Below are 25,034 nucleotides of genomic sequence, written 5' to 3' on the forward strand. Positions count from 1 at the left end.
CTCAGTGCTCCTTGACCAGTTCGGCGTACGGGCCCCGCGCGGCCACCAGGTACTCGTGCCGCCCGCGTTCCACGACCGTGCCCCGGTCCAGCACGAGGATCTCGTCGCTGTCGCGGACGGTGCTGAGCCGGTGGGCGATGACCACGCAGGCGCAGCCGCGCCGCCGCAGGTTGTCGATGACGACCCGCTCCGTCACCGCGTCCAGGGCACTGGTCACCTCGTCGAGCACCATGACACTGGGACGCCGCACCAGGGCCCGCGCGATCTCCAGGCGCTGGCGCTGCCCGCCGGAGAAGTTCCTGCCGTCCTGCTCGACGCGGCTGTGGATGCCGCCGGGCCGCCGGGAGACCACGTCGAGGACGGCGGCGTCCTCCAGCGCGGCGACGACCGCCTCGTCCGGGACGGACGGGTCCCACAGCGCCACGTTGTCGCGGACGGTGCCCTCGAAGAGGAAGACGTCCTGGTCGACGAAGGACACGGAGGCGGCCAGCGCTCCCCGCGGGATGTCCTCCAGCCGCATCCCGTCGATGCGGATGGCCCCCTCCCCGGGCGCGTACAGGCCGGCGATGAGCCGGGAGACCGTGGACTTGCCGCTGCCGGAGCCGCCGACCAGCGCGACCTGCTGCCCGGGGCCGACCGACAGCGAGAAGTCCTTGAGCAGCGGGGCGTCCAGCGGGCTGTAGCCGAAGGTGACGCCGTCGAGCTCGACGTGGCCGGTGAGGCGACGGGTGCCCGGGGCGGGCTCGCGCCGGGTGTGGACGGGGTCGGCGGGGAAGTTCTCGACGTCCTTGAGCCGGGCGACGTCGGCCGCGAAGTCCTGGATCCGTCCGGCGACGCCGTTCAGCCGGGTGATCGGCGCGGTGAAGCTGGTCACCAGGGCCTGGAAGGCGACGAGCAGTCCGACGGTCAGGTGCCCCTCCACCGCCCGCAGGCCGCCGATCATCAGGATCAGCGCACTGTTGAGCGCCGCCAGAGTGGGTGCGACGATCGCCAGCCACGCGCTGGGCACGCCGAGCCGCTGCTGCACGTCGAGCGTCACCGCGTGCTGTCCGGCCCAGCGACGGAAGAAGCCGTTCTCGCCGCCGGTGGCCTTCATCGTCTCGATGAGCTGGAGGCCGCTGTACGAGGTGTTCGTCAGCCGGGCGCTCTCGGCGCGCAGCTTGCGGGTGCCGGTGGCGCGCACCTGGACCGCGATCCGCATCGCCACCACGTTGAGCAGCGCGATCAGCACCCCGACGACGGTCAGTTGCGGGTCGTAGGTCCACAGCAGCACGGCGTACAGCACCACGACCACGGCGTCCACGCCCGCCGCGGACAGGTCGCGGGCGAGGGTCTCGGCGACCGAGTCGTTGGACCGCAGCCGCTGGACCAGATCGGCCGGGTTGCGCTGGGCGTAGAAGCCGACGGGAAGCTTGAGCAGGTGGCGCAGGAAGCGGGCACTGCCCAGGGTCGAGGAGATCACACGCCCGCGCAGCAGATTGGCCTGCTGTACGGCGGTGAGCGTGGCCGTCAGCACCAGCGCGGTCGCCATCGCCGCGAAGAGCACGCCCAGCAGCGACGTCTGTCCTCCGATGAGGAACATGTCGATGTACGTGCGGCTCAGCGCGGGCACGCTCACACCGACGGCCACCAGCAGGAGGCTGGAGACCACGGCAGCGGCCATCGTGCCCGAAGTGCCGCGCAGGCGGGCCGGTACGGCGCCGAGGACGCCCGGCTTGCGGCCACTGCGGCGAAAGCCCGCGCCGGGCTCGAAGGTGAGCACGATGCCGGTGAAAGCGGCGTCGAACTCGTCCATGGGGACGAACCGGCGTCCCTTGCCCGGGTCGTTGACGTACACGCCCCTGCGGCCGAAGCGGCGCCCCATGCCGTCGTAGACGACGTAGTGGTTGAACTCCCAGAACAAGATGGCCGGGGCGCTCACCTCGGCGAGCGCGGCCAGGTCCATCTGCATGCCCTTGGCCTGGAGTCCGTAACCACGCGCCGCCTTCAGGAGGTTGCTGGCCCGCGAACCGTCGCGCGAGACGCCGCAGGCGATCCGCAGCTCCTCCAGGGGTACGAAGCGGGCGTAGTGGCCGAGCACCATCGCCAGCGCCGCGGCGCCGCACTCCACCGCCTCCATCTGCAGCACGGTGGGGGTGCGTACGGTACGCGGCCTCCTGCCCGGGGGCGCGGGAGCGGGGGCGGCGGCGCGGCGGCGGCCCCCGGAGGGCGGGAGCCTGCGCGGCGACGGCTTGGACCGCCCCTGGGGCCGGGCGGTTTCCTGGGGCACGGTCATGGGAGCAGCCAGTCGACGGGGCGTTGGGCGGAGAGGTGGACGGAGCCGGTGACCGGCGTGCGGGAGTCGACGGCGTACGGGGGCCCGTCCGCGGAGGACCAGGCGTAGCCGGACCGGGTGGTCGCGGAGCGCTCCAGCGTCACGAGCACCGCGACGGGATCGCCCGGCCGGGAGAACCGCGCGGCCAGGGCGTCGTCGCCGAGGAAGCCGGCGATCTGTGCCTGTGTCTGGGGTGCGCGGCCCACCGCCTGGACGCGGCCGCGCAGCACACCGAACCGGTTCCGCGGGGCGGACTCGACGCCGAGGTCGACCCGGGCGCCGACCCGGACCGCCGACGCGTCGGCGCCCGGCACGTACAGCACGGCCACCAGGGGGTCGTCCGCGTTCGAGACGCGTTCCACGGTCGCCACGTTCGCGCCGGTCGTGATGACCGCGCCCGTCCTGGCGAACAGCGTGGTCACCCTGCCGGCGGTCAGGGCGCGCACGGGCCGGTCGCCCTGGTCCGTACGGACGGTGAGCAGGGGAGCGCCGGCGGACACCGCCCGGCCCTCCTCGACGAGGACGTCGGTCACCTGCCCGGCGACCGGACTCTGCAGCAGGTAACTGCCTTCGGCGTGGGTGAGGATGCCGGGCGCGCTCAGCTTGGAGGACACCGTGCCCGTGACGGCCCAGAAGCTCGCGGCGGCCATGACGGCGACCGTGACGGCCAGCACGAGGCGCCCCTGCGGGCGGGCGAAGCGTAGGGGCACATCGAGTTCTTCGGGGGACTGCAGCTTGGAAAGAGCCTTTTTGCGGAACTCCACGGACTATTCCTTCAACTGCAATCGTTCGCCGTACGTGTTTCGCCCGGGCCGGTTCCCCCGTGAACCCCTGAGCCGGGAAAGCCCAGGGGTTCACGGGGAATTGCGGCTCAGAGACCGGCTATACCGGTGCCGGAGGTGATCGAGACGCCGGTGATGCCCGTGGCCAGGCCCGGGACGGAGCCGGCGAGGCCCTGGACGGCCTGGACGGTGTTCAGGGAGCCGACGACGCCCAGGACGCTGGAGACGTCGCTGGTCGCGGCGCCGGCGAGGCCGCCGGAGATGCTCACGAGGCCGCCGGAGACGCCGTCCAGCTCGGTGTCGGAGATCTCGCGGGTCTCGAGGTTGTCACGCATGGTGCGCACCCTTCATTCGTTGGGGGGAGTGGGGGGATTCCATTCCTGCGACGTCCAACGACCCCGAGCTCAAGGGCCGTTCTCCGGACTGCCGCAGCGGGGCTGATGAAAGCACGCGAACGGGCCGCCGGGCCAATTCGGCTGACGCTCCCTCATGAAGAAAGGCGTACCCGGGGCGACGGGTGTGCAGCTACTTTCACCGAATGGTGACAACGTCTCCGCGAGATCGGGTAACAGATACGGGCCCTCCGTCCCGCGCCGGGAGCATACGGGGGCAAAACGGTCACCTTCGGGTGGGCTCGGCCCGGTCCACCGGGGAACCGAGGGGGAGAGCGGACCGGGTCACGCACACGATGTGGAGGTTTTCGAAAGGTGCGACGAGGCCGCTCGCAACTTCGTTCCTCCTGGTCAGGGCCTGGCCGGGGACCGGCCCAGGACCATCCACGCCCGCGCGGTGAGAGGGATCGAGCCGTCGTCGGCGGTGGGGAGCGAGGAGCGCAGCCGCTCCCGCAACCGGGCCCGCCGGTCCTCGGGCAGGGCGGTGGCGTAACCGGGGGCGGGGCCCTGGCCGCCCAGGAACGGAGTCCAGTAGTCGTCGAAGTCCCGGAAGCGGGTCGGCACGTCGATCGCCGCCACGTCCACGGCGCTGAGGCCCGCACCGGCGAACAGCGCACGCAGCGGGCCGGGCCGGCACAGCGGGAAGCGCGTCCCCTCGTCCAGATCGCCCGCCCGCTCGTCGAGCGCCGCGGCCGCCTCCCAGAAGCGGCGGATGAGCTGCATGCCCTCGGCGTAGTCCCATACGTAGGCGCCCACGACCGAGCCCGGCCGCGCGGCCCGGACCATCTCGGACACCGCGCGCGCCGGATCGGGTACGAAATTCAGCGTCAGCCCGCTGACGACCGCGCCGGCCACGCCATCGGGCACCGGCAGGGCCATGGCGTCACCGACGACGAAATGCGTGCGGGGAGCGGACACGAGGCGCCGGGCGTGGCGGACGAACCCCTCCGATGAGTCCACGCCGACCACCTCGCCCGCGCCGCCCCCGTCCAGCGCCGCCCGCGCGACCGCGCCCGTACCGCAGCCGACGTCCAGCCAGCGCTCGCCCGGGGAGGCGCCGAGCCGGCCCACGAACGCGGCCGCCACCGCCCGGCTCCACCGCCCGATGTACGGCTCGTACGCCGCGCCCACGGCCCACGCGTCCCGACCGTGACCACTGTCCTGGGGCATCGCAGCACCACATCCTCTCCGCGGCCGGGCGCCCTCCGCCCCGGCCCACGGTCAGGATCGCAAGACCCCGGCCCCGGAGCGCTGGCCCGGCGCCGTGTCGAGGCCGGTGAAATAGCTCGCGTCCTTGGGACGGGCCGCGTCGTGGCCGGCGGGGCGGGGAGCCGGTTCCAGGTGGGGGATGTACTTGGAGCAGTGGATGTAGGCCTCTTCGACGCTCAGGCGGACCCACCGCTCGGGGTCGCGTCCCGGCGCGACGTCGGTGGGCAGGCCGGGATGGAGGGAACGCAGGTCCGCGTCGCTGAAGAGGCGGGACGCGCCGTTGACGTGCAGGCCCACGTGGTGGTGGGTGAAGTCCACGAACAGCATGCCGAGGTGCGGGTTCTCCGTCATGTTGCCGGCGCTGGCGAGCACACCGTTCCCACGGAACTCGGGGTAGGCGAGCGTGTGGTCGTCGATCACGTGGACGAAGCCCGGCGGCCCCGCCCGGAAGCTCGCGTCGCACTCGCCGTGGGAGTCGGCGGTGGCCAGGAAGACCATGGTCTGGCGGCCTATGAAGTCGCGCATCTCGGGTGTGAGGCAAGGACGCACCTGCTGGTCGTAGAACCGGGCGGCGCGCTCGGCGGTGCCCAGTTGCTGCTGGAGCTGGTGTTCACCTGCTGATCCAAAGGGCGGCCGGGGCATGGTCACGGGCGTTCTCCTGGCAGGACGGGTGAGCGCGTGGCTCGGGAACGGGAAAGGAGGCCGACCGCGCCGACCGGTGAACGCGGCTCGACGGACTCGCGTTGAGGCGCGGTGGTGGTGAAGTCCGCGGCCGGGGGAGGGTCGTGTGGGGAGGGGTGGGGGCGCGGGCAGGCGGACGTGCCGTGTGAGCGACGGATCCGTAACCTCAAGGGACCAGCGCTCCCGCGTCCGTTGTCCGAGATGGTCTGCCCCACCCGCTTGATCCGCTCAGGCGGCCGCGACCCCGATGGGGACTCATGCGGGACGCTACCCGACCATCCGGGTGACTCAGAAGTAGTTAAGGGACACGGGAGTCGTGTCCGCTCCCGTGGTGGCGGAGCGTACGGAAGCCATCACCGAGCGCTTGCGGCTGCCCGTCCCGCCCGCGCGCCACCCGAGGTCTCCGCATAATGGATGCACGGAACGGCGGACGGGACGCCGGACGGAACGGCGGACGGGAAGGGGACTCTCGTGCCATCGGCTCGGCCGGGGGGCGCGGAGGCTCACGGCCCTATCTGGTCCGAGCCGGGAACGCTGCTCGAACACGTGCCCGTGGCCGTCTTCGGCATCGACGAGCACGACCGCCTCTGCTACTGGGGCCCCGGCGCGCGGGAGCTCTTCGGATACGACGCCTCGGCCGTCCTGACCCGGCCCGGCGCCCTCCTCTTCGCACCCGGGCCCCTGGACCCCTCCGACGCCTGCGCCCGGCTGACGGAGCGCGGCCGCACCCAGGGCTACTGGAGGGGCAGGCTGGCGGCACGCCACCGCGACGGCACCGTCTTCGACTGCGGCTTCAGGGTCTTCTCCGTGACCGGAGCCTCAGGACCTTCGGTGGTGATGGTCCTGGCGAGCCGCAGCGACGAGCTCGACCGGGTCAAGACCAACCTCGCCTTCCTCGACGCGCTCTTCGAGACCTGCCCCATCGGCCTGGTCATGCTCGATGCGGACCTGCGCTACGTCCACCTCAACCAGGCGCTCGCCGACATGGACGGCCTGACGATCGAGGCGCACCTCGGGCGCCGCACGGACGACGTCATGATCGTGTCCGACGACGGCGAGTTCCGGCGCATGCTCGGCGACGTGGCCCTCGGGGGACCGCCGGTCGTCGGGACCCTGGTGGGCATGCGCCCGCGCGGGCATCCCGACCGCGATCAGGTGCGGTCCGTGAGCTTCTTCCCCCTCAGCCGGGCCGTCGGCTCGCGCCCCGGAGTGGGCGGGCTGATGGTGGACGTGACGGACCGGGAACAGGCCATTTTGGAAGCCACCGCCAGCCGTCGACGCCTGGCGCTGCTGGACGGGGCCTCCACGCGCATCGGAACCACCCTGGACGTGAACCTCACGGCCCAGGAGCTGGTCGACGCGGCGATGCCCGACTTCTGCGACGGCGCCGTCGTCGAGGTCGTGGAGTGGATGGACGAGGCGGCGGAGTTCGATCCCGAGCGGCCGCTGATCACCCGCAGGATCGCCTCCGGGACGATCCTCCCGCCACCGGCCACCGAACTCGTGAGCGGGGTGGAGACGGTGCGGTATCCACCGGGCTCCGTCATCCACGACATGCTGCGCACCGGCCGTGCGATCTCCGCCGTGGTCAACGACGCCTTCCTGGCCCGGACCGTCCTCATCGAGTCACGCGCACGCCTCCTGATCGAGAGCGGGCTGGCCTCCATCCTCGTCGCCCCGCTCATCGCCAGGGGCACCGTCCAGGGCATCGCCATGTTCGGCCGGTCCGCGGGCCGGCCGGCCTTCACCGAGGACGACGTCAGCCTCGCCGGAGAGCTCGCCTCACGGGCCGCGATCTGCCTGGACAACGCCCGTCTGTACAGCCGCGTCCAGGACATCGCCCTCACCCTGCAACGGGCACTGCTGCCCAGCGCGCTGGCGACCAGCCCGTACGTGGACGTCGCCCACCGGTACGTGCCCGGCAGCCGGATCACCGAGGTCGGCGGGGACTGGTACGACGTGATCAGCCTGCCGGACGGCCGGGTCGTGCTCGTGGTGGGCGACGTGATGGGGCACGGGGTGCGTGCCGCGGCCGCCATGGGCCGCCTGCGCATCACCACCAAGGCCCTGGCCAGGCACGACATCGAGCCCGCCGACCTGCTCGTCGAGCTCGACGCGTGCGCCCAGGAGGCCGGCATCGAGCTGGCCACGTGCCTGTACATCGTCTACGACCCGGCCGGCGGACGCGCCCGCATCGCCAGCGCCGGTCACCCGCCACCCCTGGTGCTGCGGCCGGACGGCACGGTGGAGAGCATCGACGAGGTCCTCGGAGTCCCCCTCGGCGTCGGCGGCTGCCCCTTCCGGACGATCGAGACCGAACTGCCCGAGAACGCCACCCTCGCCCTGTACACCGACGGCCTCATCGAGGCGCGCGGCCGGGACATCGAGGGCGGCCTGCACGCCCTGCGCGCCGAACTGGTCAGCGCCCCGGGTCCGTTGGAGGAGATGGCCGACCACGTGCTCGCACGCCTGCTCCCCGTACCACCGGCCGACGACACGGTCCTGGTCCTCGCCCGGGTCCGCCGAGGCCCTTGAGGAGGCGTGGTGGCGCGGCGCGGACCCTCAGGAGGAGGAGGCCGTCAGGAGGAGGAGGCCCCGGCCATCGCCGGAGCGGGCGACGGCGCGGCGGTCTTCGGCAGCAGGACGTTGAGGAGGGGCGCCGCGACGGCCGTGGTGACCAGGGCCATCAACACCATCGACGAGAACAGCTGCACGGTCAGCAGCCCCATGCTCAAGCCCACGTTGAGAATGACCAGTTCGGTCAGCCCACGGGTGTTCATCAGCACGCCGAGCGCGGTGGAGTCCCGCCACCCCATTCCCGTCAGGCGGGCCGACAGAGCGACGCCGCCGAGCTTGCCGAGGCAGGCCACGGCGATGATCGCCCCGGCCTGGAGGAAGCCGGTCATGGATAGCGAGGTCAGGTCCACCGAGAGGCCGGTGACGACGAAGAAGACCGGCATCAGGACCTTGCCCACGGTCTCGATGGGGACGCCCGCGGCCCGGTGCAGCAGACCGTCGCCGCGCCGCGGCATCACCAGACCGAACATGAAGGCACCGAAGATGGCGTGGATGCCGATGTGCGAGGTGACCACCGCCGAGGTGAACGCGCCGCCCGCCACGAGCACCGCCAGGTAGGGACCGTGGTCGGGACGCAGGCGGTCGCTCACCGCGGCGAGGGCCGGGCGCACCACCCACAGCATCACCACGAGGTAGACCGCGGACCAGCCCATCACGCCCAGGAACCCGGCCGCGCCGCTGGCGTTCGTCATGGCGACGACCACGGCGAGCATGCACCAGGCCAGCACGTCGTCCACGGCGGCGAGACCCAGGGCGAGCACGCCGGTACGGGTGGACTGCAGGTTGTGTTCGGAGATGATGCGGGCGAGCACGGGGAAGGCCGTGATCGACATGGCGACGCCGAGATAGAGCGCGAACTCGGCGAAGGGCACGGTGTGCCCCTTCACCACGTCGTGCGACTCGTAGATCATCCAGGCCAGGCCGACGCCCAGGACCATCGGCAGGGCGATCGAGCTGATCCAGATCGCCCCGGTGGAGCCCATGTGCCCCTTGAAGGAGCGCGTGTCGAACTCCCAGCCGATCGTGAACATGAAGAGGAGCAGGCCGACTTGGGCGATCACACCCAGGTGCGGGCGTATCTCCTCCGGGAAGAGCTGGGAGGGCAGGTCCCCGGGCAGCAGCCCCAGCAGGCTGGGTCCGAGACAGATCCCGGCGGTGATCTCGCCCACGACGGCGGGCTGCCCGATGCGGCGGAACAGCACGGTGAGGGCGGTGCCGGTCACGAAGACCAAGGCCATACCGCCGATGGCGGTGACGGTGATCCACTCCGCATGGGGCACAGTGTTCTCCTCTGGGGTGAGTCCGCCATGCACGGTAGTCAGCCCCTGGCACGGGAGCGGCGGCTCTTTCGGACCTCTGTCCTCACGAGCCGCCGCCGCACCTGCCACCCAGAAGTCGCCTGCACCTTCCCCGCGTTGAGCGGGCCGGCCCTCAGCCCCCGGCCGGGGTGAGCACCACGAAGTCCGCGTTCGCCGGGTCGAGGCAGACGGCCAGCCTCCCGACGCCCTCGGCGTCCGCAGGCCCCATCTGCACGCTGCCACCGTTCTCGGTGACCTTGGCGACCGCGGCGTCGCAGTCGTCGACGGCGAAGACCGGGTGCCAGTACGGCCGCCCGCTCGCCAGGGCGAGGTTCTCCGCGGGCATCTCCATCAGGCCGCCGTGCATGCGCTCCTCGGGAAGCCCGGCGGGGGTGATGAGGGTGTAGGTGCCCCCGCCGCCCGGCAGCTCCGAGTCGCTGAACCGCCAGCCGAAGACACCGCCGTAGAACTCCTTGGCGGCCGCCGCGTCGCTCGTGTACAGCTCCGTCCAGGACAGGGAGCCCGGCTCGTCCGCCAGCTCCATGCCCTTGTTCGTGCCCGGCTGCCACACGGCGAACTGGCCCCCCAGTGGGTCGTTGAACTGCGCCATCCGGCCCCATTCGTCCAAGTCCCTCGTCGCGACGCGCACCGTGCCGCCGGCGCGCTCGACGGCCCGGGTCGTCTCGTCGGCGTCGGAGACGTTGAAGTAGATCATCCAGGCCGAGCGCGCCCCCTCCTCGGTCAGCTTGCCCAGTCCGGCCACGACCTTGCCGTCCTTGCGGAACATGCCCCCCTCCATGTCCTCGCCCTCGCCCATGGACTCGTAGTCCCAGCCGAGTACGGCGCCGTAGAAGGCCGCGGCGGCGCGTACGTCGGGGGAGCCGAGGTCGATCCAGCAAGGGGACCCGGGGGCGAAGTCAGTGGTGATCATGGTTGTACCCTTTCGCGCGTCCGTGCAGGGAGCACGGGCCCCGACGTGACGCCGGGCGGCTGCGTGCTACTGGAGCTGGGACAGGTCCACCGAGTCGGCGGGAGCGGGCGGCGTGGCCACCACGGGCTCACCGAAGGCGGAGAAAGTGGCGTCCACCCGCTCGCCGGACTGATCGGTGCCCTCGATCCGCAGGAGGTACGGCTCGTCCTCGGTCGAGACCTGGAAGGTGCCCGTCTCGCCCGCGTGCCGGCTGCTCACGGTGATGGCCGGACGGCCGTCGACGGCGGTGCGCCCGCCCTTGTCCAGCTGCTCGTTCACCGGTTTCGAGGAGAACTCCTTCTTGAAGAAGCCCAGGTCGCAGAATTCGGCGAAGTCGCGCAGCAGCGGGCTGCCCGTCGTGCCGTGCAGGTACCGGCCATTGATGAGCGCGATCGCGTCCTCGGCCGCATCGCCCGGTACCTGGGCGCGCAGAATGTCCTCGTCGAGCTTCATCCACACGTCTTTGCCGCGTTTGACGATGTCGGCCTTGCCCGACTTCCCGGGAGGCGCGACGGAGCCGACGCAGTTGCCCCGCTCGTCGAACCGCAGGTCCAGAGAGGTGGTGCCCGAGCTGTCCTTCACCGTGGCCACCATGCGCATGGACGTGACCTGCGACATGGCCTTGCGCGCCGCGTCCGCGATGGCCGGGGCGCTCTTGTCGGCGACGCCGTTGTCATCGGCCCGGGCGGCCCCCGCGCCCGTGAACATCAACAGACAGGCGGCGCCGGCGGCCGCGCAGCGGGCCGCGGCTGACCGGGGTGCGGACATCGCGCATCACCTCCGCTGGCCGCCCCCGGACGGCATCGGGCGTCGCCGTCGGGCTCCGGGGCGACCGGTCTCACCCGTTCAGCGTAGGTCCGCGCCGAGCCGCGCGCAGTCCGGGTGGCCCCCGGGACCTACCGCGGACGCGGCAGCCGGGCCGGGCGGCGCATGCCGACTGGCGCTCCTTGGTGGATCATGGCGTGCTTTGAGATCGAATTTGAGCCAAATTGACCCAGAAGGATCGTTCCATTCCCCGCAAACCAGCCGTAATCGGGGGCCGAGAACGGCCATGGGGGGTTGCGGATTGGCCGGGGCGGGCGCACGTTTTGGAGCACCAGAGGGCGGGATGAGGCCGGTGTCCGTCCCCGTGGCAGCAGTGAGGGGGATCTCATGACAGTCCAGGCGATCAAGCTGCCCGTACTGCCGATGCCGTATCCGGTGCGGGTGAACCGGCACCTGCCGGCCCTGCGCGAGGAGAGCGCGACGTGGGCCCGGGACATGGGCATGCTGGCCGCCGTCGGACGCCCGTCGGCCCACCGGCCGATCTGGACCTCCTCGCAGTTCCACGCCATGGCCGTCGACCAGCTCACCGCCTGGGCCCTCCCCGACGCCTCACTGAGCGACCTCCGGCTCAATCACCGGTTCAACCTCTGGGCCCTGGCCTGGGACGACTACTTCGCCTACGCCTTCAAACGGACGGGTGACCTCGCCGGCGCGCACGCCTTCACCGCCCGCCTCCACGCCTTCCTGCCCACGGAACCGGGCGCCCGGTTGCCGGCGCCCACCAATGCCGTCGAAGAGGGCATGGCCGACCTGCAGCAACGGCTGTTCCCCCCGAAAATGGCGCACTGGCGGCGCGGCCTCAACCGCGCCCTGGCCCGGTACATCGACGCGGGAGTTCAGGAACTGGCCAACAGCCGCGCCGGCCGTGTCCCGGACCTCGTCGAGTACGCCCAGTTCCGCCGCGAAAGCTTCGCCGCGTACACGGCCCCGTACTCCGTGGAACTCGCCACCGGCGCCCGGATACCCGAGGAGATCCGGCACAGCCGGGCCTTCGGCGCGCTGCTGGACGCCTTCATGGACTACATGGGCATGGCGAACGACATCGCCTCCTACCAGCGGGAAGTCGACGACGAACACGACGTCAACAACCTCGTCGTCGTCCTCCAGAGCGCCCTGCACCTCACCGTCCAGGAGGCGATGGACGCGGCCGCCGATCTGGTGACCGCCCGGCTGCGCCACTTCGAGCACCTCATACGGAGCGAGCTCCCCCCGGTCGTCCAGCGGGCCGGGCTGAACCACGCCGCCCGGATCGAGCTGGAAGCGTGGCTGCGGGGGGCCCGCAGTTTCCTCTCCGGCCTCCACGCCTGGTACACCGGGGCGCTTCGCTACGTGCCGGCAGACGGTCCGTTCCCGCAGCAACGGCCGTCCCCCGCCACGCAGCCCCCCGCCGCCCTGCCCGCCGCCGCGCGGTACGTCCCGGCCCCCTCGGGCCGCACCACGCCGACGCACGCATAGGGCCCCGGGCACCCCTTCTACTCCCTGCGCAGGAACCGCCTCAGCCGCGTCCACCACGAGGTGGCAGGTTCCGTCGGGCGCGCCGAGTCGACCTCGTACGCCGGCCAGGCGGGCGCCGTCGCGATGCCGCTGCTCGGCGGGGGCGCGGCCGGCAGCGGCGGCAGCACGTCATGCGCCTCCGGACTGCGGTGGGCGAACTTCACGGGCAGCGCGGTCAGATGCCGCGACCAGGTGGAAGAGCGCCACGTGAGCTCCTCCTCGGACACCGCCAGGCTGATGTCGGGCAGCCGGGTCAGCAGGATGTCGATGCCGGCGTCGGCGATGACACGGCCGATGTCCTGGCCGGGGCACTCATGGGCGCCGGCGCTGAACGACAGGTGCGCGCGGTTGTGGTGCACGCGGGTCGTGGGGTCCGGGCGGACCGTCTGGTCGACGTTCCCGGCGGCCAGGCCCAGCAGGAGCATGTCCCCGGCCTTGATCTCCTGCCCCCCGAGGGTGGTGTCACCGGTGGCCCAGCGGCCCGGGCACACCATCAGCGGCGGCTCGTCCCACAGGACCTGCTCCACCGCCTCCGGCAAGGTCATCTGGCCGCCGGCCAGCGACCCGCGGAACCGCGGGTCGGTGACCACCATGCGCAACACGTTGGACATGAGGTTCGCGGTCGTCTCGTAGCCCGCGAGCAGGATCAGCCGCAGGTGGTGCTTCACCTCCTCGTCCGTGAGGCCGGCCGGGTGGGCCATCAGCACGGACGCGATGTCCTTGCCGGGCCGGGCGCGCTTGTCGATGACGAGCTGTTCGAGGGTCTCCAGCACGTAGGCGTTGCTCGCGAGCGAGGTCTCGGTGCCCTTGAAGAGGTCACGGGCGGCGTGCACGAGCCGGGGACCGTACTCGTCCGGCATGCCGAGCAGGTGGGTGAGCACGAGCATGGGCAGGTGCTCGGTGAACTGCCCGACCAGCTCCGCCCTGCCCGTCTCGCAGAACTCGTCGACCAACTGGTGTGCGAAGCGCGCGATGTGGCGGCGGATCCCGCGCTGGTCGAACTGGTCGAGGCTGGCCGTGACCGCGCCGCGCAGGCGCTGGTGCTCCTCGCCGTCCGCGCAGACGCAGTCGGGCCGCCAGCCGATCATCGGCACCAGCGGCGAGGTGGCGGCGTCGATCTCGCCGCTCTTCCAGCCGTGCCAGGTGCGGGGGTCGCGGGAGAACTGGGTGGAACGGCTGGCCACATCACGGTTCTCCAGGTACCCCAGGACGAGCCAGGCCCGTACGTCCCCGTCGAGCAGGACGGGCGCCACCGCACCGTGGGCGGCGCGCAGCTTCTCGTACAGGCCCATGGGGTCGGTCTCGGCCGCGGGGCCCCAGAGCGGGGTCGCCGCATCGAAGCCCGTGGCGGTATGGGCCGGGCAGCCCGGCGGCGGGACGAGCCCTGGCTGCGTGGTGGTGTGGTCGGCGGGAGGGAGGGTCATACGGACTCCTGAGCGGCGGCGAGAGTGCACAGGTAGCCCATCAGCGAGAGCAGCGCGTCGCGGCTGGACGACCGCTCGCGTGCGTCACAGGTGACGATGGGCACCGATTCGTTGAGCGCCAGAGCAGCGCGCAGCGCTGGTAGCGGGTGCTGCGGCGCCTCCGGGAAAGTGTTGACGGCCACGACGAAGGGGACCCGGCGGTCCTCCAGGCGGGTGATGATCTCGAAACAGACTTCGATCCTGCGGGTGTCGACGAGGACCACGGCACCGAGGGCGCCCTCGAAGATGCCGTTCCAGAGGAACCAGAAGCGTTCCTGTCCGGGCGTCCCGAAGAGGTAGAGGATCAGCTCCTCGTTGATGCTGATGCGGCCGAAGTCCAGGGCGACGGTCGTCGTGTGCTTGCCCTCCGCACCGGGATTCGTGTCGATTCCCTCGCCGGCCTGGGTCATGGTCTCTTCGGTGGTCAGGGGCGGGATCTCGCTCACCGCCCCGACCATGGTGGTCTTGCCCACCCCGAACCCGCCCACGATCACGACCTTGACGCCTCTGGCGCCGTGCGGCAGCAGCACGTCCGAGCGGCGGGGGCCGGCTGCGGCTGCGTCAGAGCCTGCGTAGTCCATGGATCACCGCCTCCAGAAGGCCGAGTTCGGGGACCGCCGCGACGGGAACGGGAGCAGTGGCCTCGACCCGCTCCTGGTCCACGAGTTTGGAGAGCAGCACCGTGATGACGCTGAACGGCAGACTGAGGTACGCGGAGATCTCGGCCACCGACAGCGGGTACTGGCACATGGAGAGGATGGCCGCCTGCTCGGGCTGCATACCGGGCTCGGGCGCCGCCCGCGACGCGACGAGGGTGACCAGGTTGAAGGCTTTGGCCGAGGAACCCGGGCCACCGGAGATGACGTAAAGCGGCACCGGAGTGCCTTCGTCCCACGGATGCTGGTTGTGTGACGTCACGTTGCCTGCCCGATGTCATCACGAGGCGGGCTGGTCATGTGCTGGCCGATCCGGATCACCAGCGTCCGCATGCGGTCGCCCAGCAACCCCGCGTCCACCTCCGCATCGGCCAGCACCGCGAGATAGGCCCCGGGTCCGGCCGCCATGAGGGAGAAATATCCGCCGTCGACTTCGATCCCGACCATGTGGGTCGAGCCGTTTCCGTGGGGGAACTTCTGCGCGATGGCCTTCGCCAGGCTCTGGATGCCCGAGCAGGCGGCGGCGATCGCGTCGGCGGTGTCGGGCTCCGTGTTCGCTTGACCGATGCACAGGCCGTCCGACGACAGCACGACCACGTGTCGCACGTACGGGACGCTGGTCTCGAGCTCCTTGAGCATCCAGTCCATGTTGGGCAGTGGCGGCACGGTTACTCACCCTCGTCTGATGGCTCGCTGGTTGGCTGGGAAGATCCCGTGACCGGTCTGTTGTCTCCGCTGAACGCCTCCCACATCAGGCCCGGTTGCCGGGGTGCGCCGGCCACGCCCGGGGTGGGGGCCGGAGCGGCGGGGGGTGTGGGGGCCGTACGGACGACCGGTGTGGGGACGGGCGACTCGCGTCGCCGCTGCGGCAGACCGTTGACGGTGTGGGGCACCTCGACGGAGTCTGCTGCGGCATCGCGCGTCATCGTCGGCCTCGGCACGGTCGGCGCGCCCGTCGGCCTCGGCGCGAACGGTGCGCCCGTGGGCCTCGGCGCGAACGGTTGGAGTTTCTGGGCAGGCTGCTGAACCGGGGTGATCAGGCGCCGCGGGACCAGCACGACGGCCCGCACCCCTCCGTAGGCGGAGGTGCGCAGTTCGACGTCCAGGCCGTGCTCGCGGGCCAGCCTGCTGACGACGGGCAGGCCGAGTTGCGTCGCCTCGCCCAGGTCAGCGAGACCGCTGCCGGAGGCCGCCTGGGCCATGACCCGGTCGACGCGCTGGCGGACCTCTTCGGTGAGCCCGACCCCGCGGTCCTCGATCTCGATCGCGATACCGGAGGGCACCTCGCTCGCGGTCACCTCGACCGGGGCGTGCGGCGGCGAGAAGGTCGTGGCGTTGTCGAGCAGTTCGGCGAGCACGTGGATCAGCGGCTCGGCTCCCGGACCGATCACGGCCACTTCGGTGACCGACTGCAACTTCACGCGGGGGTAGTCCACGATGCGCGACATGGCGCCCCGGATGACGTCGTAGAGCGGGATCGCCCTCGACCACTGACGCCCGGGCCGGGCGTCACCCAGTACGGCGATGCTGGCCGCGAGGCGCCCGATCAGCGCGTTGCGGTGGTCGATGTCCTGCAGGCCGTGGGAGACCACGACGTCCGTACCGTGCAGGATCTGCATGTCCCGCAGGTCCTTGGCGAGTTGGTGCACGATCGCCTGGACCCGGCGGGCGATCGCCACCAGGGCCCGCTGGGACGACTCCCGGGTGCGCTCCTCGGCGTCCACGGCTTCCAGGAGCGTGCGCAGAGCCTCCCGGAGCGCTTCGGCGAACTCGCCGTCGAGGTGGTTGCCGAAGGGGACGGACTGCAGGATCTCAGTAGCGGGCTCGCCCTTCTGCATGCGGGCGACCGCCGCCGGCAGGAGCTCTTCGGCGAGCCATACGGTGGTGGCGCGCTGATCGGAGAGCCGCGCGAGCAGCACGCTCTCGCGCTGCGCGTAGTACCGCTGTACCTCGGCGTTCGCCCGGGCGTGGCGGGCCGCCTCCGCCGAGCGTCCCCTGCGCGCCGTCTCGGCGGAGGTGAGGGCCGTCAGGACGACCGCGACGAGGCCGCACCAGGCAACCGGCGTGCGTATCTGCGCGGGACCGTAGAGCAGCGCCACCGCGCTGGCCCCGGCCAGAACGCCGGGGGGGATGAGCCATGCTGGAGCCATTGCACGGGGCAGCGCTCTAGCGGTTGAACCTGCACGAACCATCGAAGGGTCCTAAACAGTCTGGAATGAGTGGACTGGGCGTGCTGCGGTGCGCGGACGAGAACGGTCGCGGCCTCGTCCGGCCGGGCAGGGACGCGTCCATGACGACGCCCGACCGTTCGGTTCGAGATTGCATCGGTGGTCACACCTCTCTGCGGCCAGGATTGGTCCCCGCGCAATGCGGCGTTTGACTCGCAGTGAGCAGCGCAACACGCAAGGCGAGCATAGTCAGTTCGCGTACGCCAGGTGGGCTTGACCGGAACGGAGGGCCCCGTTGATCGATCTGGACCGCAGTTGATCGATCGACGCCACGACGCACACGTCACCTGCATGGAAATCGACTGCATTCGGCGACTTGCCGGGGCGCACCGCACCGCGGCTAACCCCTGACGGCTGCGGCCGACTTGGCGGCCCGCTCGACCCTCGCCCAGTGGGCCGCACGGGCCTCCTCGTCGATCCGCCTCTCGTGTTCGGGGCGCAGCCCGGTCCGGCCGTCGAGTCCCTCGCGCAGGATGTCGGCGTGCCCGGCGTGCCGGATCGACTCCCCGAGGACGTGGACCATGACGGCGAACAGGTTGGTGTCGGCGTGGGGCTCCGGCCACCACGGCACGCGGCCGGGGGCGTCGAGGGGAAGCGCGTCGATCGTCGCGTCGGAGTGGTCCCACGTGCGCCGGTAGAACGCGGCGATCTGCTCGCGGGTCTCGTCCTCGGCCGCCCACAAGTCGCTGCCGTCGGAGTCCTGCCACCGGCACAGTGGCAGTGGGGACGGGCGGCCGAAGACCTCGCCGAAGTAGCGGGCCTCGACGGTGGCCACGTGTTTGACCAGGCCCAGGAGATTGGTCCCGGTCGCCGTCAACGGGCGCCGGGCGTCGTATTCGGACAGGCCGTCGAGCTTCCAGAGCAGCGCCTCGCGGTCCCGCCGCAGGCGACCGTGCAGGGTGTCCTTCGCGAATTCATCGATCATGCGGCATGAGCCTGCCATGGGCCCTGACGAGCCCCCGCCCCGGCCCGCCTGCGTGGGGCCGCACCGAGACCGATGAGTTCCCCGTCCCGGGACGGTCTACCCCCGCGACGCGACCGTTCTCGACAGGAGTGCCATGTCCACCATCCAGCCGGTGATCGTGACCGCCGAACAGGACCTTCTGCTCGGCTTCTATACGGAATTGTTCGGCGCTGAGGAGAACTTCCGGGAACCGGCGGAAGGCCCGGCCTTCTACCTCGGCTTGCGCATCGGCGACACCGACCTCGGGCTGGTCGCCAAGGCGGACGCGGGGACCGGGACGGCGTCGCGGATCCTGCTCGGCATCGGCGTCGACGACGTGGACGAGACGCTCGGCCGGGTGGAGGCCCTGGGCGGCACAGTCCGCAGCGGCCCCCACGACATGCCGTGGGGCCAACGCGTCGCCCACATCCTGGACCCGGACGGCAACCCGGTGAACCTCACCCAGCCGATCCCGGCCCGGTGACGCCCTTCCGGGCCATGGGGGCCGGCTGCCGCGCCGGACACCCGGGCCGGCCGCTTGGGGAAGGGGCGGCCCGGGTGGAGCGGCCCGGTGTCAGGCGGGCGCGTCGTGTGGCTCGGTGGTGCGGGGCAGAGGGTCTGCCTGTCTCAGTTGCCGATGCCGGAGCTGCCGATGCCGGAGTTTCCGATGCCGTGGCTGCCGATGCCGGTGTTGGAGATGCCCGCGTTGCCCAGGCCCCAGTTGGCGATGCCCGCGTTGCCGACGCCGTCATTGGCGATGCCCGCGTTGCCGACGCCGTCATTGGCGATGCCCGCGTTGCCGATGCCGTCGTTCGCGATGCCCGCGTTGCCGACGCCCGAGTTCCCGACGCCTGAGCTGCCCACGGAGGGGCCCGGCCCGTCGTGGGCGCTGGCCGCGCCGGCGCCGCAGACGGCCAGCACCGTCGCGGCGCCCAGTGCGGTCGTCACGCGGAGAAGAGTGGTGCGCATCATCCCATACCTCCCATTTTGGACATTCTTGCCCGTAATCCTTAGCACGCTGCCGTGTCGAATGCGGGGAGGAGTGCCGGGAAGTCGCCGTGTCGTCCGGAGGCCTCGTCCAGGGCCGGATGGTGGAGCCGGCCCGTTGTGGGTCCTCGACGGAGGGTGGCTCTTCGGATCGCGCGCTGCCGTAGGTCTCTAACACGTCCTGCGGTCCGGCGCGTGATCTCCCCGTCGGAGATCACTGAATCGAAGGCACTTCCGCCCGCTTCACCGCAACGCCTGCTCCGCCGTTGCTACGTTCTCAACGTTTCTGCATGGATTCCCGGACATCACGCCGCATGTCAACGTTCGTTGGCTGCACGCCTGATGAGCCCGTACATCCGGTATGCCCGCCTTGCCCGGCACGAGCGTACGCCTCGACCAGCGATGGTCGATCACCGCCTTCCATGAAGGAGATCGTCGATGACCGTTGACACCAGCCCGGAAGCACAGCTGGATCCGCCCAAGCGGTCCAGCCTCGGCACGTCGGCCGCCCGTAACCTTGCCACCACGACCAAGTCCGCCCCGCAGATGCAGGAGATCACCTCCCGCTGGCTGCTGAGGATGCTGCCCTGGGTGGAGACCAAGGGCGGTGCCTACCGGGTGAACCGCCGGCTGAGTTACACCGTCGGCGACGGGACCATCGAGTTCGTCCAGGACGGTGCCCGCGTCCAGGTGATCCCGCGCGAGCTCGGGGAACTGGCCCTGTTGCGCGGCTTCGACGACGAGGAAGTGCTGGCGGCGATCGCCGGCCGGTGCGTGCAGCGTGATTTCCGTGCCGGTGAGGTGCTGGTCGAGCGGGGTGCTCCCGCCGAGCAGATCCACCTGATCGCCCACGGTCGGATCAGCCAGACCTCCGCGGGCAAGTACGGCGACGAGATCTCCGTCGCCGTCCTCGCCGACGGTGACCGCTTCGGTGAGAACGCCCTGCTGGACTCCGACGCCCGGTGGGACTACACCGCCACCGCCGAGACCCCCGGCACCCTGCTCACGCTCTCGCGCGCGGACTTCGCGGGCATCATGGCCGGGGCCCCGCACCTGCAGGAGCACATCGACCGGTTCAGCTCCCTGCCCCTGCAGCGTCAGAACAAGCACGGCGAGGCCGAGATCGCGATGTCGGCCGGCCACACCGGCGAGGCCGAACTGCCCGGCACGTTCGTCGACTACGAGTCGAAGCCGCGCGAGTACGAACTCTCCATCGCCCAGACCGTCCTGCGCGTCCACACGAGGGTCGCCGACCTCTACAACGGGCCGCACAACCAGACCGAAGAACAACTCCGGCTGACCATCGAGGCCTTGCGCGAGCGCCAGGAACACGAGCTGGTGAACAACCGCGAGTTCGGCCTGCTCCACAACGCCGCCTTCAAGCAGCGGATCCAGACCCACTCCGGCCCGCCCACCCCGGACGACATGGACGAGCTGCTGTGCCGCCGCCGCGGTACCAAGCTCTTCCTGGCCCACCCGCGCACGATCGCGGCGATCGGCCGCGAGATGAACGCCCGCGGGCTCTACCCGGACCACGTGGACGTGGGCGGTCAGCAGGTCCCGGCCTGGCGCGGGGTCCCGATCCTGCCGTGCAACAAGATCCCCATCAGCAAGGAGAACACCAGCTCGATCCTCGCGATGCGCACCGGCGAGGACAACCAGGGCGTCATCGGCCTGCGCCAGACCGGTCTGCCCGAGGAGTACGAGCCGGGCCTGTCGGTCCGTTTCATGGGCATCGACGAGAAGTCGATCATCTCCTACCTGGTCACCACCTACTACTCCGCCGCGATCCTGGTGCCCGACGCCCTCGGCGTCCTGGAGAACGTCCAGATCGCCCGCCGCAGCGACTGACCGGCCGGCGGGACCCGTACGACGACAGCCCGGACCCTCCCGGGCCGGCCGAGCGCGCCCGGAATCCGGGAGAGACCACCCACCTCACCAAGGAGTCACGGATGCCCGAGCCCGGGCCTTCCCCTCTGCAGTCGAGCCTGCCCGGGGCCGCTGCCCAGTTCGGGGCCCACGTCCTCGGCAGCGCCCAGGCCCGCGCGTCCGGCACCCTGCCGGGCGTGCCCGCGGTACCCGGCAGGCCCGCGATGCCGGGCCCGGCCGCCGTACCGGGCGTGCCCTCCGTACCCGGCAGGCCCGCGATGCCCGGCCCGGCCGGCCTGCCGGGCCTCTCCGCCCCGTCGGCATCCACCGCCCCGACCGCCCCTCCTGCCCCGCCCGCCCCGAGCCCCGCCCTGCAACGGCTCCTGAGCGGTCCCAGCGGCCTGGGCACCCTGGGCCTGCACCCGGCCGCCCGCCGAGAAGAGCCCCCCGTACCCGCGGCGGCCCCGGAGCCCGGGGCTCCGGCGGCCGGGAGCCCCGTCCCCGGCCTCTACCACCACCCCGTGCCGGAGCCGGACCCGGTGCGGGTGGAGGAGGTCAGCCGGCGGATCAAGGCCTGGGCGGTGGAGGAGGTCGACCTGTTCCCCGATGCCTGGGAGAACCAGTTCGACGGCTTCCACGTCGGGCGCTACATGGTGGCCTGCCACCCGGACGCCCCGACCATCGAGCACCTGATGGTCGCCACCCGGCTGATGGTCGCCGAGAACGCGGTCGACGACTGCTACTGCGAGGACCACGGCGGCTCGCCCATCGGCCTCGGCGGCCGCCTCCTGCTGGCCCACACCGCCATCGACCCCCTGCACACCACGAAGGAGTACGAGCCGCAGTGGGCGGAGTCCCTCCACGCGGACGCCCCCCGGCGCGCCTACCGCTCCGCGATGGACTACTTCCTTCGGCAGTCCACGCCCTCCCAGGCCGACCGGTACCGGCACGACATGGCCCGGCTGCACCTGGGCTACCTCGCCGAAGCCGCCTGGGCGCAGACGGAGTACGTCCCCGAGGTGTGGGAGTACCTGGCGATGCGGCAGTTCAACAACTTCCGCCCCTGTCCCACCATCACCGACACCGTCGGCGGGTACGAGCTCCCGGCCGACCTGCACGCCCAGCCGGCCATGCAACGGGTCATCGCGCTCGCGGGCAACGCCACCACCATCGTCAACGACCTGTACTCCTACACGAAGGAACTGGCCTCCCCCGGACGGCACATGAACCTTCCCGTGGTGATCGCCGACCGGGAGGGAACCTCCGACAAGGAGGGCTACCTGAAGGCGGTCCAGGTCCACAACGACCTCATGCACGCCTTCGAGGCGGAGGCCGCCGCCCTGGCCGCGGCCTGCCCCGTCCCGAGCGTGCTGCGCTTCCTGCGGGGAGTGGCCGTATGGGTCGACGGTAACCACTACTGGCACCAGACCAATACCTACCGCTACAGCCTGCCCGACTTCTGGTAAAGGATGGGACTTTCTGTGACCAGCACGAGTACCCGCACGACCACGAGCACCGGCACCACCACGTCCGCGTTCGTCCCTTCTCCCGCGACCCCCTACCAGGGGGACATCGCCCGCTACTGGAACAACGAAGCCAGGCCCGTGAACCTGCGCCTCGGTGACGTGGACGGCCTCTACCACCACCACTACGGCATCGGCGACGTCGACCACTCCGCCCTCGGCGACCCGTCGGACAGTGCATACGAGAAGAAGCTGATCGCCGAGCTCCACCGGCTGGAATCGGCACAGACCGAGGTCCTCCTGGACCACCTCGGCCCCATCAGCCGCGAGGACACGCTCGTGGACGCCGGCTGCGGCCGTGGCGGCTCGATGGTCATGGCCCACCAGCGCTTCGGATGCAAGGTCGAGGGCGTCACCCTCTCCGCCAAGCAGGCCGACTTCGCCAACCAGCGCGCCCACGAGCTCGGCATCGACGACCACGTGCGGGCCCGCGTCTGCAACATGCTCGGCACGCCCTTCGAGACCGGGCAGGCCACGGCGTCCTGGAACAACGAGTCGAGCATGTACGTCGACCTGGACGACCTCTTCGCCGAGCACTCCCGCGTCCTGAAGGTCGGCGGCCGCTACGTCACCATCACCGGCTGCTGGAACCCCCGTTACGGGCAGCCCTCCAAGTGGGTCTCCCAGATCAACGCCCACTTCGAGTGCAACATCCACTCCCGCCGCGAGTACCTGCGCGCCATGGCCGACAACCGCCTCGTCCCCCAGGCCGTCATCGACCTGACGCCGGACACTCTCCCGTACTGGGAACTGCGGGCCACGTCCTCGCTGGTCACCGGCATCGAAGAAGCGTTCATCAACTCCTACAAGGACGGCTCCTTCCAGTACGTCCTGATCGCAGCCGACCGCGTCTGACCGCGTCTGAACCGCGACTGATGGCCACTGACTGCGACTGACCGCCTGATTCGGGGCGAGGGCCCGGCCCGTCATCGACGCCGCCGGGCCCTCACCCTGCTGCCGCAGGGCCTCACGTCCCTGGGCGTAAACTGGGAAGGCGTCGAGCACCCGGGTGCGCTCGTCGGAGGTGATCGTCATGGCTGCTGCTGACGCGCCCGTCCCTGCCGCGCCGGAGCGGGAGAGCACCCGCGACCGTGTGTCGGGAATGCGAACCGACCCGCTACGGCCCCTTCTGCGCGACCCCACCGTCGCGCGGGCCGTCGGCATGCTGATGGCCACGATTCCCGGCCCGGCCCGCGTCGCCGAGCAGGTCCTGACCTCGGCCGCCGAGGCGGCCGGAGTGAGCGCGGTGGACCTCGCCCACGCCATGACCGCCGGACGAGGCGGGACGGAAGGCGCGCCGATGCCCGCCCCCGTCCAGCGCGCCCTGCGCCATGCCGTGCAGGCGGCCCGGGAAGCGGCTCCCACGCCGGGGGCCGGGCGGTGGCCACGTCTGCTGCCGAGCCGGGAGGAAGCCGAGCAGGCCCTGGCCCGATTCTTCGACGCCCGCGTCCGCCTGAGCGCCGCACCCGACGACGACGAGGCCCGCCGGACCGTCGAGGACACCCTCTTCACGCTGTGCGTACTGATGGCACAACCTTCCGCCTACGCCGCCGTGCGCGAAGCCGTCCAGTACGTCGACTCCTGACCAGGGCCAGGGCGTTCAGCGGGCCGGCGGCGGGGGCCCCGGGGCGTCGGCGGGTGCGTAGTCGCCGTGGGCGGCGTCGATGCCGAGGGCCAGCTGGGCCTCGGTGTGCTCGGTCAGGATCTCGCTCAGGCCGCGCAGGTCGTCGTCGTGGCCGTCGAGGTGGTTCAGGGTGAGGTGCAGCAGCTGCAGGGGCTGGCGCTGCCAGTTGTAGATCAGCACCGTCGCGCCGTGCCGTCGCCCGTACCGGTGCAGGTCGATCAGACCACGCAGCCCGGACACGTCCATGAAGGAGACGTTCTGCAGATCGCACGCGACGACAGCGACGTCACGGGGGAGCCGTGCGCGCACCTCGCCGAGGGTGTGTACCGCCTGGTGGTCGGCCTCGCCCGCGAGGAGCACGTGCACCGTGGGGCCGTAGCGCCGCAGGGTGACGCGCAGGGGGCCGCCGCCGAAGGTGTCCATGGCGTCTCTCACCTCGCCACGACGGGGATCGCGGACGCTTCGATACTGGCTCCGTTCCAGGCCTCCGTGCAACCTGTGCCGGGGGTGGGCTAGGGGGTGGAACCGGGGCCCCTCTGGACGCCCGACCGGCGGCGTGGTGAGTGCGACGGCAGGGGGTCCGCGAGACGATGGGAGCACGCGGCTGACGGGTGGAGGTGAGGGCCGGAGCCGTGGACGCCGTCCGGCCCGAGGACAACGACCGGCCCGCCGACGACGGCTCCGCGCGCGAAGCGGAGCCCACCTCGGGCTTCGCCGGTCTCTTCAACGGTGCGGTGGACGGGGTGACCGGCACGGACGTGCCCGCGGCGCTGCGTCGGGCCTGCGTGGACCTGATGGACGTGACCGGGGCGTCGGTGTCGCTCGCCGGAGAGGACGCCGACACGCGCACACCCTGTGGTGGTCGAGCGACAAGGTGGCGCGGCGGCTGGCCGAAGCCCATTACACCCTGGGTGACGGACCGTGCCTGACCGCCGTCGCCCGTCTGACACCGGTGCTCGCCGCCGACCTCACCCAGGCAGCGGCATGCTCGCCGCCACCGCCGGCCTCACCCCCCACGAGGCGGCCCGCTACCTCCGCGCCTACGCCGCACGCAGGGGCCGGCGGCCCACGGAGATCGCCGAACAGCTCGTACGACGCACGGTCCGGCCCGAGGCGGTGCTCGCGGACGCCGCCGAGAGGCGGTGACACCGGGAGCCGCCCGCCCGGCTCGCCCATCCGGTCCGGGATGCAGGACTGGA

25 protein-coding genes are annotated in these 25,034 nt (G+C 71.4%); 9 read left to right on the top strand and 16 right to left on the bottom strand.

Going from position 1 to position 25,034, the window contains the following annotated elements:
- Position 1: 1 nt before the first annotated feature.
- The 5 genes from ACF059_RS12460 to ACF059_RS12480 form a co-directional block, all read right to left on the bottom strand.
- Entirely contained in the window at positions 2-2,275 is a 2,274-nt protein-coding gene (locus tag ACF059_RS12460; protein ID WP_392055170.1) for an NHLP family bacteriocin export ABC transporter peptidase/permease/ATPase subunit, read from the bottom strand.
- Positions 2,272-3,078, bottom strand: coding sequence for an HlyD family efflux transporter periplasmic adaptor subunit (locus tag ACF059_RS12465; protein ID WP_392055172.1), 807 nt, complete (start codon positions 3,076-3,078; stop codon positions 2,272-2,274). The genes ACF059_RS12460 and ACF059_RS12465 overlap by 4 nt, the downstream gene beginning before the upstream one ends.
- Before the next feature lie 107 nt (positions 3,079-3,185).
- Positions 3,186-3,431, bottom strand: a complete 246-nt coding sequence (locus ACF059_RS12470; RefSeq protein ID WP_366868212.1) for a hypothetical protein — start codon at positions 3,429-3,431, stop codon at positions 3,186-3,188.
- 408 nt (positions 3,432-3,839) lie between these two features.
- Positions 3,840-4,658, bottom strand: a complete 819-nt coding sequence (locus ACF059_RS12475; RefSeq protein WP_392055176.1) for a class I SAM-dependent methyltransferase — start codon at positions 4,656-4,658, stop codon at positions 3,840-3,842.
- Positions 4,659-4,709: 51 nt separating this feature from the next.
- Entirely contained in the window at positions 4,710-5,339 is a 630-nt protein-coding gene (locus tag ACF059_RS12480; RefSeq protein WP_392056646.1) for a pyridoxamine 5'-phosphate oxidase family protein, read from the bottom strand.
- A 453-nt stretch (positions 5,340-5,792) separates the two neighbouring features.
- Here ACF059_RS12480 and ACF059_RS12485 point away from each other — a divergent pair, with 453 nt between their 5' ends.
- Positions 5,793-7,913: a SpoIIE family protein phosphatase gene (locus ACF059_RS12485; protein ID WP_392055179.1), complete on the top strand. Its 2,121-nt coding sequence runs from the start codon at positions 5,793-5,795 to the stop codon at positions 7,911-7,913.
- Between the two features lie 44 nt (positions 7,914-7,957).
- Here ACF059_RS12485 and ACF059_RS12490 read toward each other — a convergent pair whose 3' ends face one another.
- The 3 genes from ACF059_RS12490 to ACF059_RS12500 form a co-directional block, all read right to left on the bottom strand.
- On the bottom strand, positions 7,958-9,235 hold the full coding sequence (locus tag ACF059_RS12490) for a cation:proton antiporter (protein ID WP_392055182.1): 1,278 nt from the start codon (positions 9,233-9,235) through the stop codon (positions 7,958-7,960).
- 151 nt (positions 9,236-9,386) lie between these two features.
- Positions 9,387-10,184 (bottom strand): VOC family protein, encoded by a 798-nt coding sequence (locus ACF059_RS12495; protein WP_392055185.1) that lies wholly within the window; start codon positions 10,182-10,184, stop codon positions 9,387-9,389.
- A 66-nt stretch (positions 10,185-10,250) separates the two neighbouring features.
- A complete protein-coding gene (locus ACF059_RS12500) occupies positions 10,251-10,991 on the bottom strand; it encodes a hypothetical protein (protein ID WP_392055188.1) in 741 nt (246 codons plus the stop codon).
- A gap of 384 nt (positions 10,992-11,375) precedes the next feature.
- Here ACF059_RS12500 and ACF059_RS12505 point away from each other — a divergent pair, with 384 nt between their 5' ends.
- Positions 11,376-12,503 carry a hypothetical protein gene (locus ACF059_RS12505; protein ID WP_392055191.1) on the top strand — a complete coding sequence of 376 codons (1,128 nt, stop codon included), beginning with the start codon at positions 11,376-11,378 and terminating at the stop codon, positions 12,501-12,503.
- Positions 12,504-12,520: 17 nt separating this feature from the next.
- Here the strand turns inward: ACF059_RS12505 and ACF059_RS12510 are convergent, their stop codons facing one another.
- From ACF059_RS12510 to ACF059_RS12535, 6 genes are all read right to left on the bottom strand, one after another.
- Positions 12,521-13,966, bottom strand: a complete 1,446-nt coding sequence (locus tag ACF059_RS12510; RefSeq protein ID WP_392055194.1) for a cytochrome P450 — start codon at positions 13,964-13,966, stop codon at positions 12,521-12,523.
- A complete protein-coding gene (locus ACF059_RS12515; protein ID WP_366869395.1) occupies positions 13,963-14,586 on the bottom strand; it encodes an ATP/GTP-binding protein in 624 nt (207 codons plus the stop codon). The genes ACF059_RS12510 and ACF059_RS12515 overlap by 4 nt, the downstream gene beginning before the upstream one ends.
- Positions 14,567-14,881: a DUF742 domain-containing protein gene (locus ACF059_RS12520; RefSeq protein WP_366869396.1), complete on the bottom strand. Its 315-nt coding sequence runs from the start codon at positions 14,879-14,881 to the stop codon at positions 14,567-14,569. Before ACF059_RS12520 ends, ACF059_RS12515 begins: the two co-directional genes overlap by 20 nt.
- A 38-nt stretch (positions 14,882-14,919) precedes the next feature.
- On the bottom strand, positions 14,920-15,309 hold the full coding sequence (locus ACF059_RS12525) for a roadblock/LC7 domain-containing protein (RefSeq protein WP_366869397.1): 390 nt from the start codon (positions 15,307-15,309) through the stop codon (positions 14,920-14,922).
- A gap of 20 nt (positions 15,310-15,329) precedes the next feature.
- Complete coding sequence (locus tag ACF059_RS12530; protein WP_392055197.1) at positions 15,330-16,811, bottom strand: sensor histidine kinase; 1,482 nt, start codon at positions 16,809-16,811, stop codon at positions 15,330-15,332.
- Between the two features lie 418 nt (positions 16,812-17,229).
- The gene (locus ACF059_RS12535) at positions 17,230-17,814 is read right to left on the bottom strand and encodes a DinB family protein (RefSeq protein ID WP_392055200.1); all 585 of its coding nucleotides are present in this window, start codon (positions 17,812-17,814) and stop codon (positions 17,230-17,232) included.
- A gap of 133 nt (positions 17,815-17,947) precedes the next feature.
- On the opposite strand from ACF059_RS12535, the gene ACF059_RS12540 reads away from it, so the two are divergent.
- Positions 17,948-18,316 (top strand): VOC family protein, encoded by a 369-nt coding sequence (locus ACF059_RS12540; RefSeq protein ID WP_392055203.1) that lies wholly within the window; start codon positions 17,948-17,950, stop codon positions 18,314-18,316.
- A gap of 143 nt (positions 18,317-18,459) precedes the next feature.
- On the opposite strand, the gene ACF059_RS12545 is transcribed toward ACF059_RS12540, so the two are convergent.
- The gene (locus ACF059_RS12545) at positions 18,460-18,780 is read right to left on the bottom strand and encodes a hypothetical protein (RefSeq protein WP_392055206.1); all 321 of its coding nucleotides are present in this window, start codon (positions 18,778-18,780) and stop codon (positions 18,460-18,462) included.
- A 477-nt stretch (positions 18,781-19,257) separates the two neighbouring features.
- Between ACF059_RS12545 and ACF059_RS12550 the strand changes: the two genes are divergently transcribed.
- The 4 genes from ACF059_RS12550 to ACF059_RS12565 all read left to right on the top strand — a co-directional run bounded on the left by ACF059_RS12550 (position 19,258) and on the right by ACF059_RS12565 (position 23,796).
- On the top strand, positions 19,258-20,670 hold the full coding sequence (locus ACF059_RS12550) for a family 2B encapsulin nanocompartment shell protein (RefSeq protein WP_392055209.1): 1,413 nt from the start codon (positions 19,258-19,260) through the stop codon (positions 20,668-20,670).
- A gap of 101 nt (positions 20,671-20,771) precedes the next feature.
- Positions 20,772-22,154, top strand: coding sequence for a family 2 encapsulin nanocompartment cargo protein terpene cyclase (locus ACF059_RS12555; protein ID WP_392055212.1), 1,383 nt, complete (start codon positions 20,772-20,774; stop codon positions 22,152-22,154).
- 3 nt (positions 22,155-22,157) lie between these two features.
- A complete protein-coding gene (locus ACF059_RS12560) occupies positions 22,158-23,066 on the top strand; it encodes a geranyl diphosphate 2-C-methyltransferase (RefSeq protein WP_392055215.1) in 909 nt (302 codons plus the stop codon).
- Positions 23,067-23,244: 178 nt separating this feature from the next.
- On the top strand, positions 23,245-23,796 hold the full coding sequence (locus ACF059_RS12565) for a DUF5133 domain-containing protein (protein WP_392055218.1): 552 nt from the start codon (positions 23,245-23,247) through the stop codon (positions 23,794-23,796).
- Positions 23,797-23,811: 15 nt separating this feature from the next.
- Here ACF059_RS12565 and ACF059_RS12570 read toward each other — a convergent pair whose 3' ends face one another.
- Entirely contained in the window at positions 23,812-24,258 is a 447-nt protein-coding gene (locus ACF059_RS12570; protein WP_392055221.1) for an STAS domain-containing protein, read from the bottom strand.
- Positions 24,259-24,467: 209 nt separating this feature from the next.
- On the opposite strand from ACF059_RS12570, the gene ACF059_RS12575 reads away from it, so the two are divergent.
- Both ACF059_RS12575 and ACF059_RS12580 read left to right on the top strand, forming a co-directional pair.
- On the top strand, positions 24,468-24,764 hold the full coding sequence (locus ACF059_RS12575) for a hypothetical protein (RefSeq protein ID WP_392055224.1): 297 nt from the start codon (positions 24,468-24,470) through the stop codon (positions 24,762-24,764).
- 55 nt (positions 24,765-24,819) lie between these two features.
- Entirely contained in the window at positions 24,820-24,981 is a 162-nt protein-coding gene (locus ACF059_RS12580) for an ANTAR domain-containing protein (RefSeq protein ID WP_392055226.1), read from the top strand.
- The last annotated feature ends 53 nt before the right edge of the window (positions 24,982-25,034 follow it).

The organism is Streptomyces sp. NPDC016562 (genome assembly GCF_043076955.1).
Taxonomy (GTDB): domain Bacteria; phylum Actinomycetota; class Actinomycetes; order Streptomycetales; family Streptomycetaceae; genus Streptomyces.

What these genes read in the sequence shown, in the direction of transcription:
- ACF059_RS12460 (WP_392055170.1), bottom strand. Translation starts at nt 2,275, where the DNA reads ATGACCGTGCCCCAGGAAACCGCCCGGCCCCAGGGGCGGTCCAAGCCG.
- ACF059_RS12470 (WP_366868212.1), bottom strand. Translation starts at nt 3,431, where the DNA reads ATGCGTGACAACCTCGAGACCCGCGAGATCTCCGACACCGAGCTGGAC.
- ACF059_RS12475 (WP_392055176.1), bottom strand. Translation starts at nt 4,658, where the DNA reads ATGCCCCAGGACAGTGGTCACGGTCGGGACGCGTGGGCCGTGGGCGCG.
- ACF059_RS12480 (WP_392056646.1), bottom strand. Translation starts at nt 5,339, where the DNA reads ATGCCCCGGCCGCCCTTTGGATCAGCAGGTGAACACCAGCTCCAGCAG.
- ACF059_RS12485 (WP_392055179.1), top strand. Translation starts at nt 5,793, where the DNA reads ATGCACGGAACGGCGGACGGGACGCCGGACGGAACGGCGGACGGGAAG.
- ACF059_RS12495 (WP_392055185.1), bottom strand. Translation starts at nt 10,184, where the DNA reads ATGATCACCACTGACTTCGCCCCCGGGTCCCCTTGCTGGATCGACCTC.
- ACF059_RS12500 (WP_392055188.1), bottom strand. Translation starts at nt 10,991, where the DNA reads ATGTCCGCACCCCGGTCAGCCGCGGCCCGCTGCGCGGCCGCCGGCGCC.
- ACF059_RS12505 (WP_392055191.1), top strand. Translation starts at nt 11,376, where the DNA reads ATGACAGTCCAGGCGATCAAGCTGCCCGTACTGCCGATGCCGTATCCG.
- ACF059_RS12510 (WP_392055194.1), bottom strand. Translation starts at nt 13,966, where the DNA reads ATGACCCTCCCTCCCGCCGACCACACCACCACGCAGCCAGGGCTCGTC.
- ACF059_RS12515 (WP_366869395.1), bottom strand. Translation starts at nt 14,586, where the DNA reads ATGGACTACGCAGGCTCTGACGCAGCCGCAGCCGGCCCCCGCCGCTCG.
- ACF059_RS12525 (WP_366869397.1), bottom strand. Translation starts at nt 15,309, where the DNA reads ATGGACTGGATGCTCAAGGAGCTCGAGACCAGCGTCCCGTACGTGCGA.
- ACF059_RS12530 (WP_392055197.1), bottom strand. Translation starts at nt 16,811, where the DNA reads ATGGCTCCAGCATGGCTCATCCCCCCCGGCGTTCTGGCCGGGGCCAGC.
- ACF059_RS12535 (WP_392055200.1), bottom strand. Translation starts at nt 17,814, where the DNA reads ATGATCGATGAATTCGCGAAGGACACCCTGCACGGTCGCCTGCGGCGG.
- ACF059_RS12540 (WP_392055203.1), top strand. Translation starts at nt 17,948, where the DNA reads ATGTCCACCATCCAGCCGGTGATCGTGACCGCCGAACAGGACCTTCTG.
- ACF059_RS12550 (WP_392055209.1), top strand. Translation starts at nt 19,258, where the DNA reads ATGACCGTTGACACCAGCCCGGAAGCACAGCTGGATCCGCCCAAGCGG.
- ACF059_RS12555 (WP_392055212.1), top strand. Translation starts at nt 20,772, where the DNA reads ATGCCCGAGCCCGGGCCTTCCCCTCTGCAGTCGAGCCTGCCCGGGGCC.
- ACF059_RS12560 (WP_392055215.1), top strand. Translation starts at nt 22,158, where the DNA reads ATGGGACTTTCTGTGACCAGCACGAGTACCCGCACGACCACGAGCACC.
- ACF059_RS12565 (WP_392055218.1), top strand. Translation starts at nt 23,245, where the DNA reads ATGGCTGCTGCTGACGCGCCCGTCCCTGCCGCGCCGGAGCGGGAGAGC.
- ACF059_RS12570 (WP_392055221.1), bottom strand. Translation starts at nt 24,258, where the DNA reads ATGGACACCTTCGGCGGCGGCCCCCTGCGCGTCACCCTGCGGCGCTAC.
- ACF059_RS12580 (WP_392055226.1), top strand. Translation starts at nt 24,820, where the DNA reads ATGCTCGCCGCCACCGCCGGCCTCACCCCCCACGAGGCGGCCCGCTAC.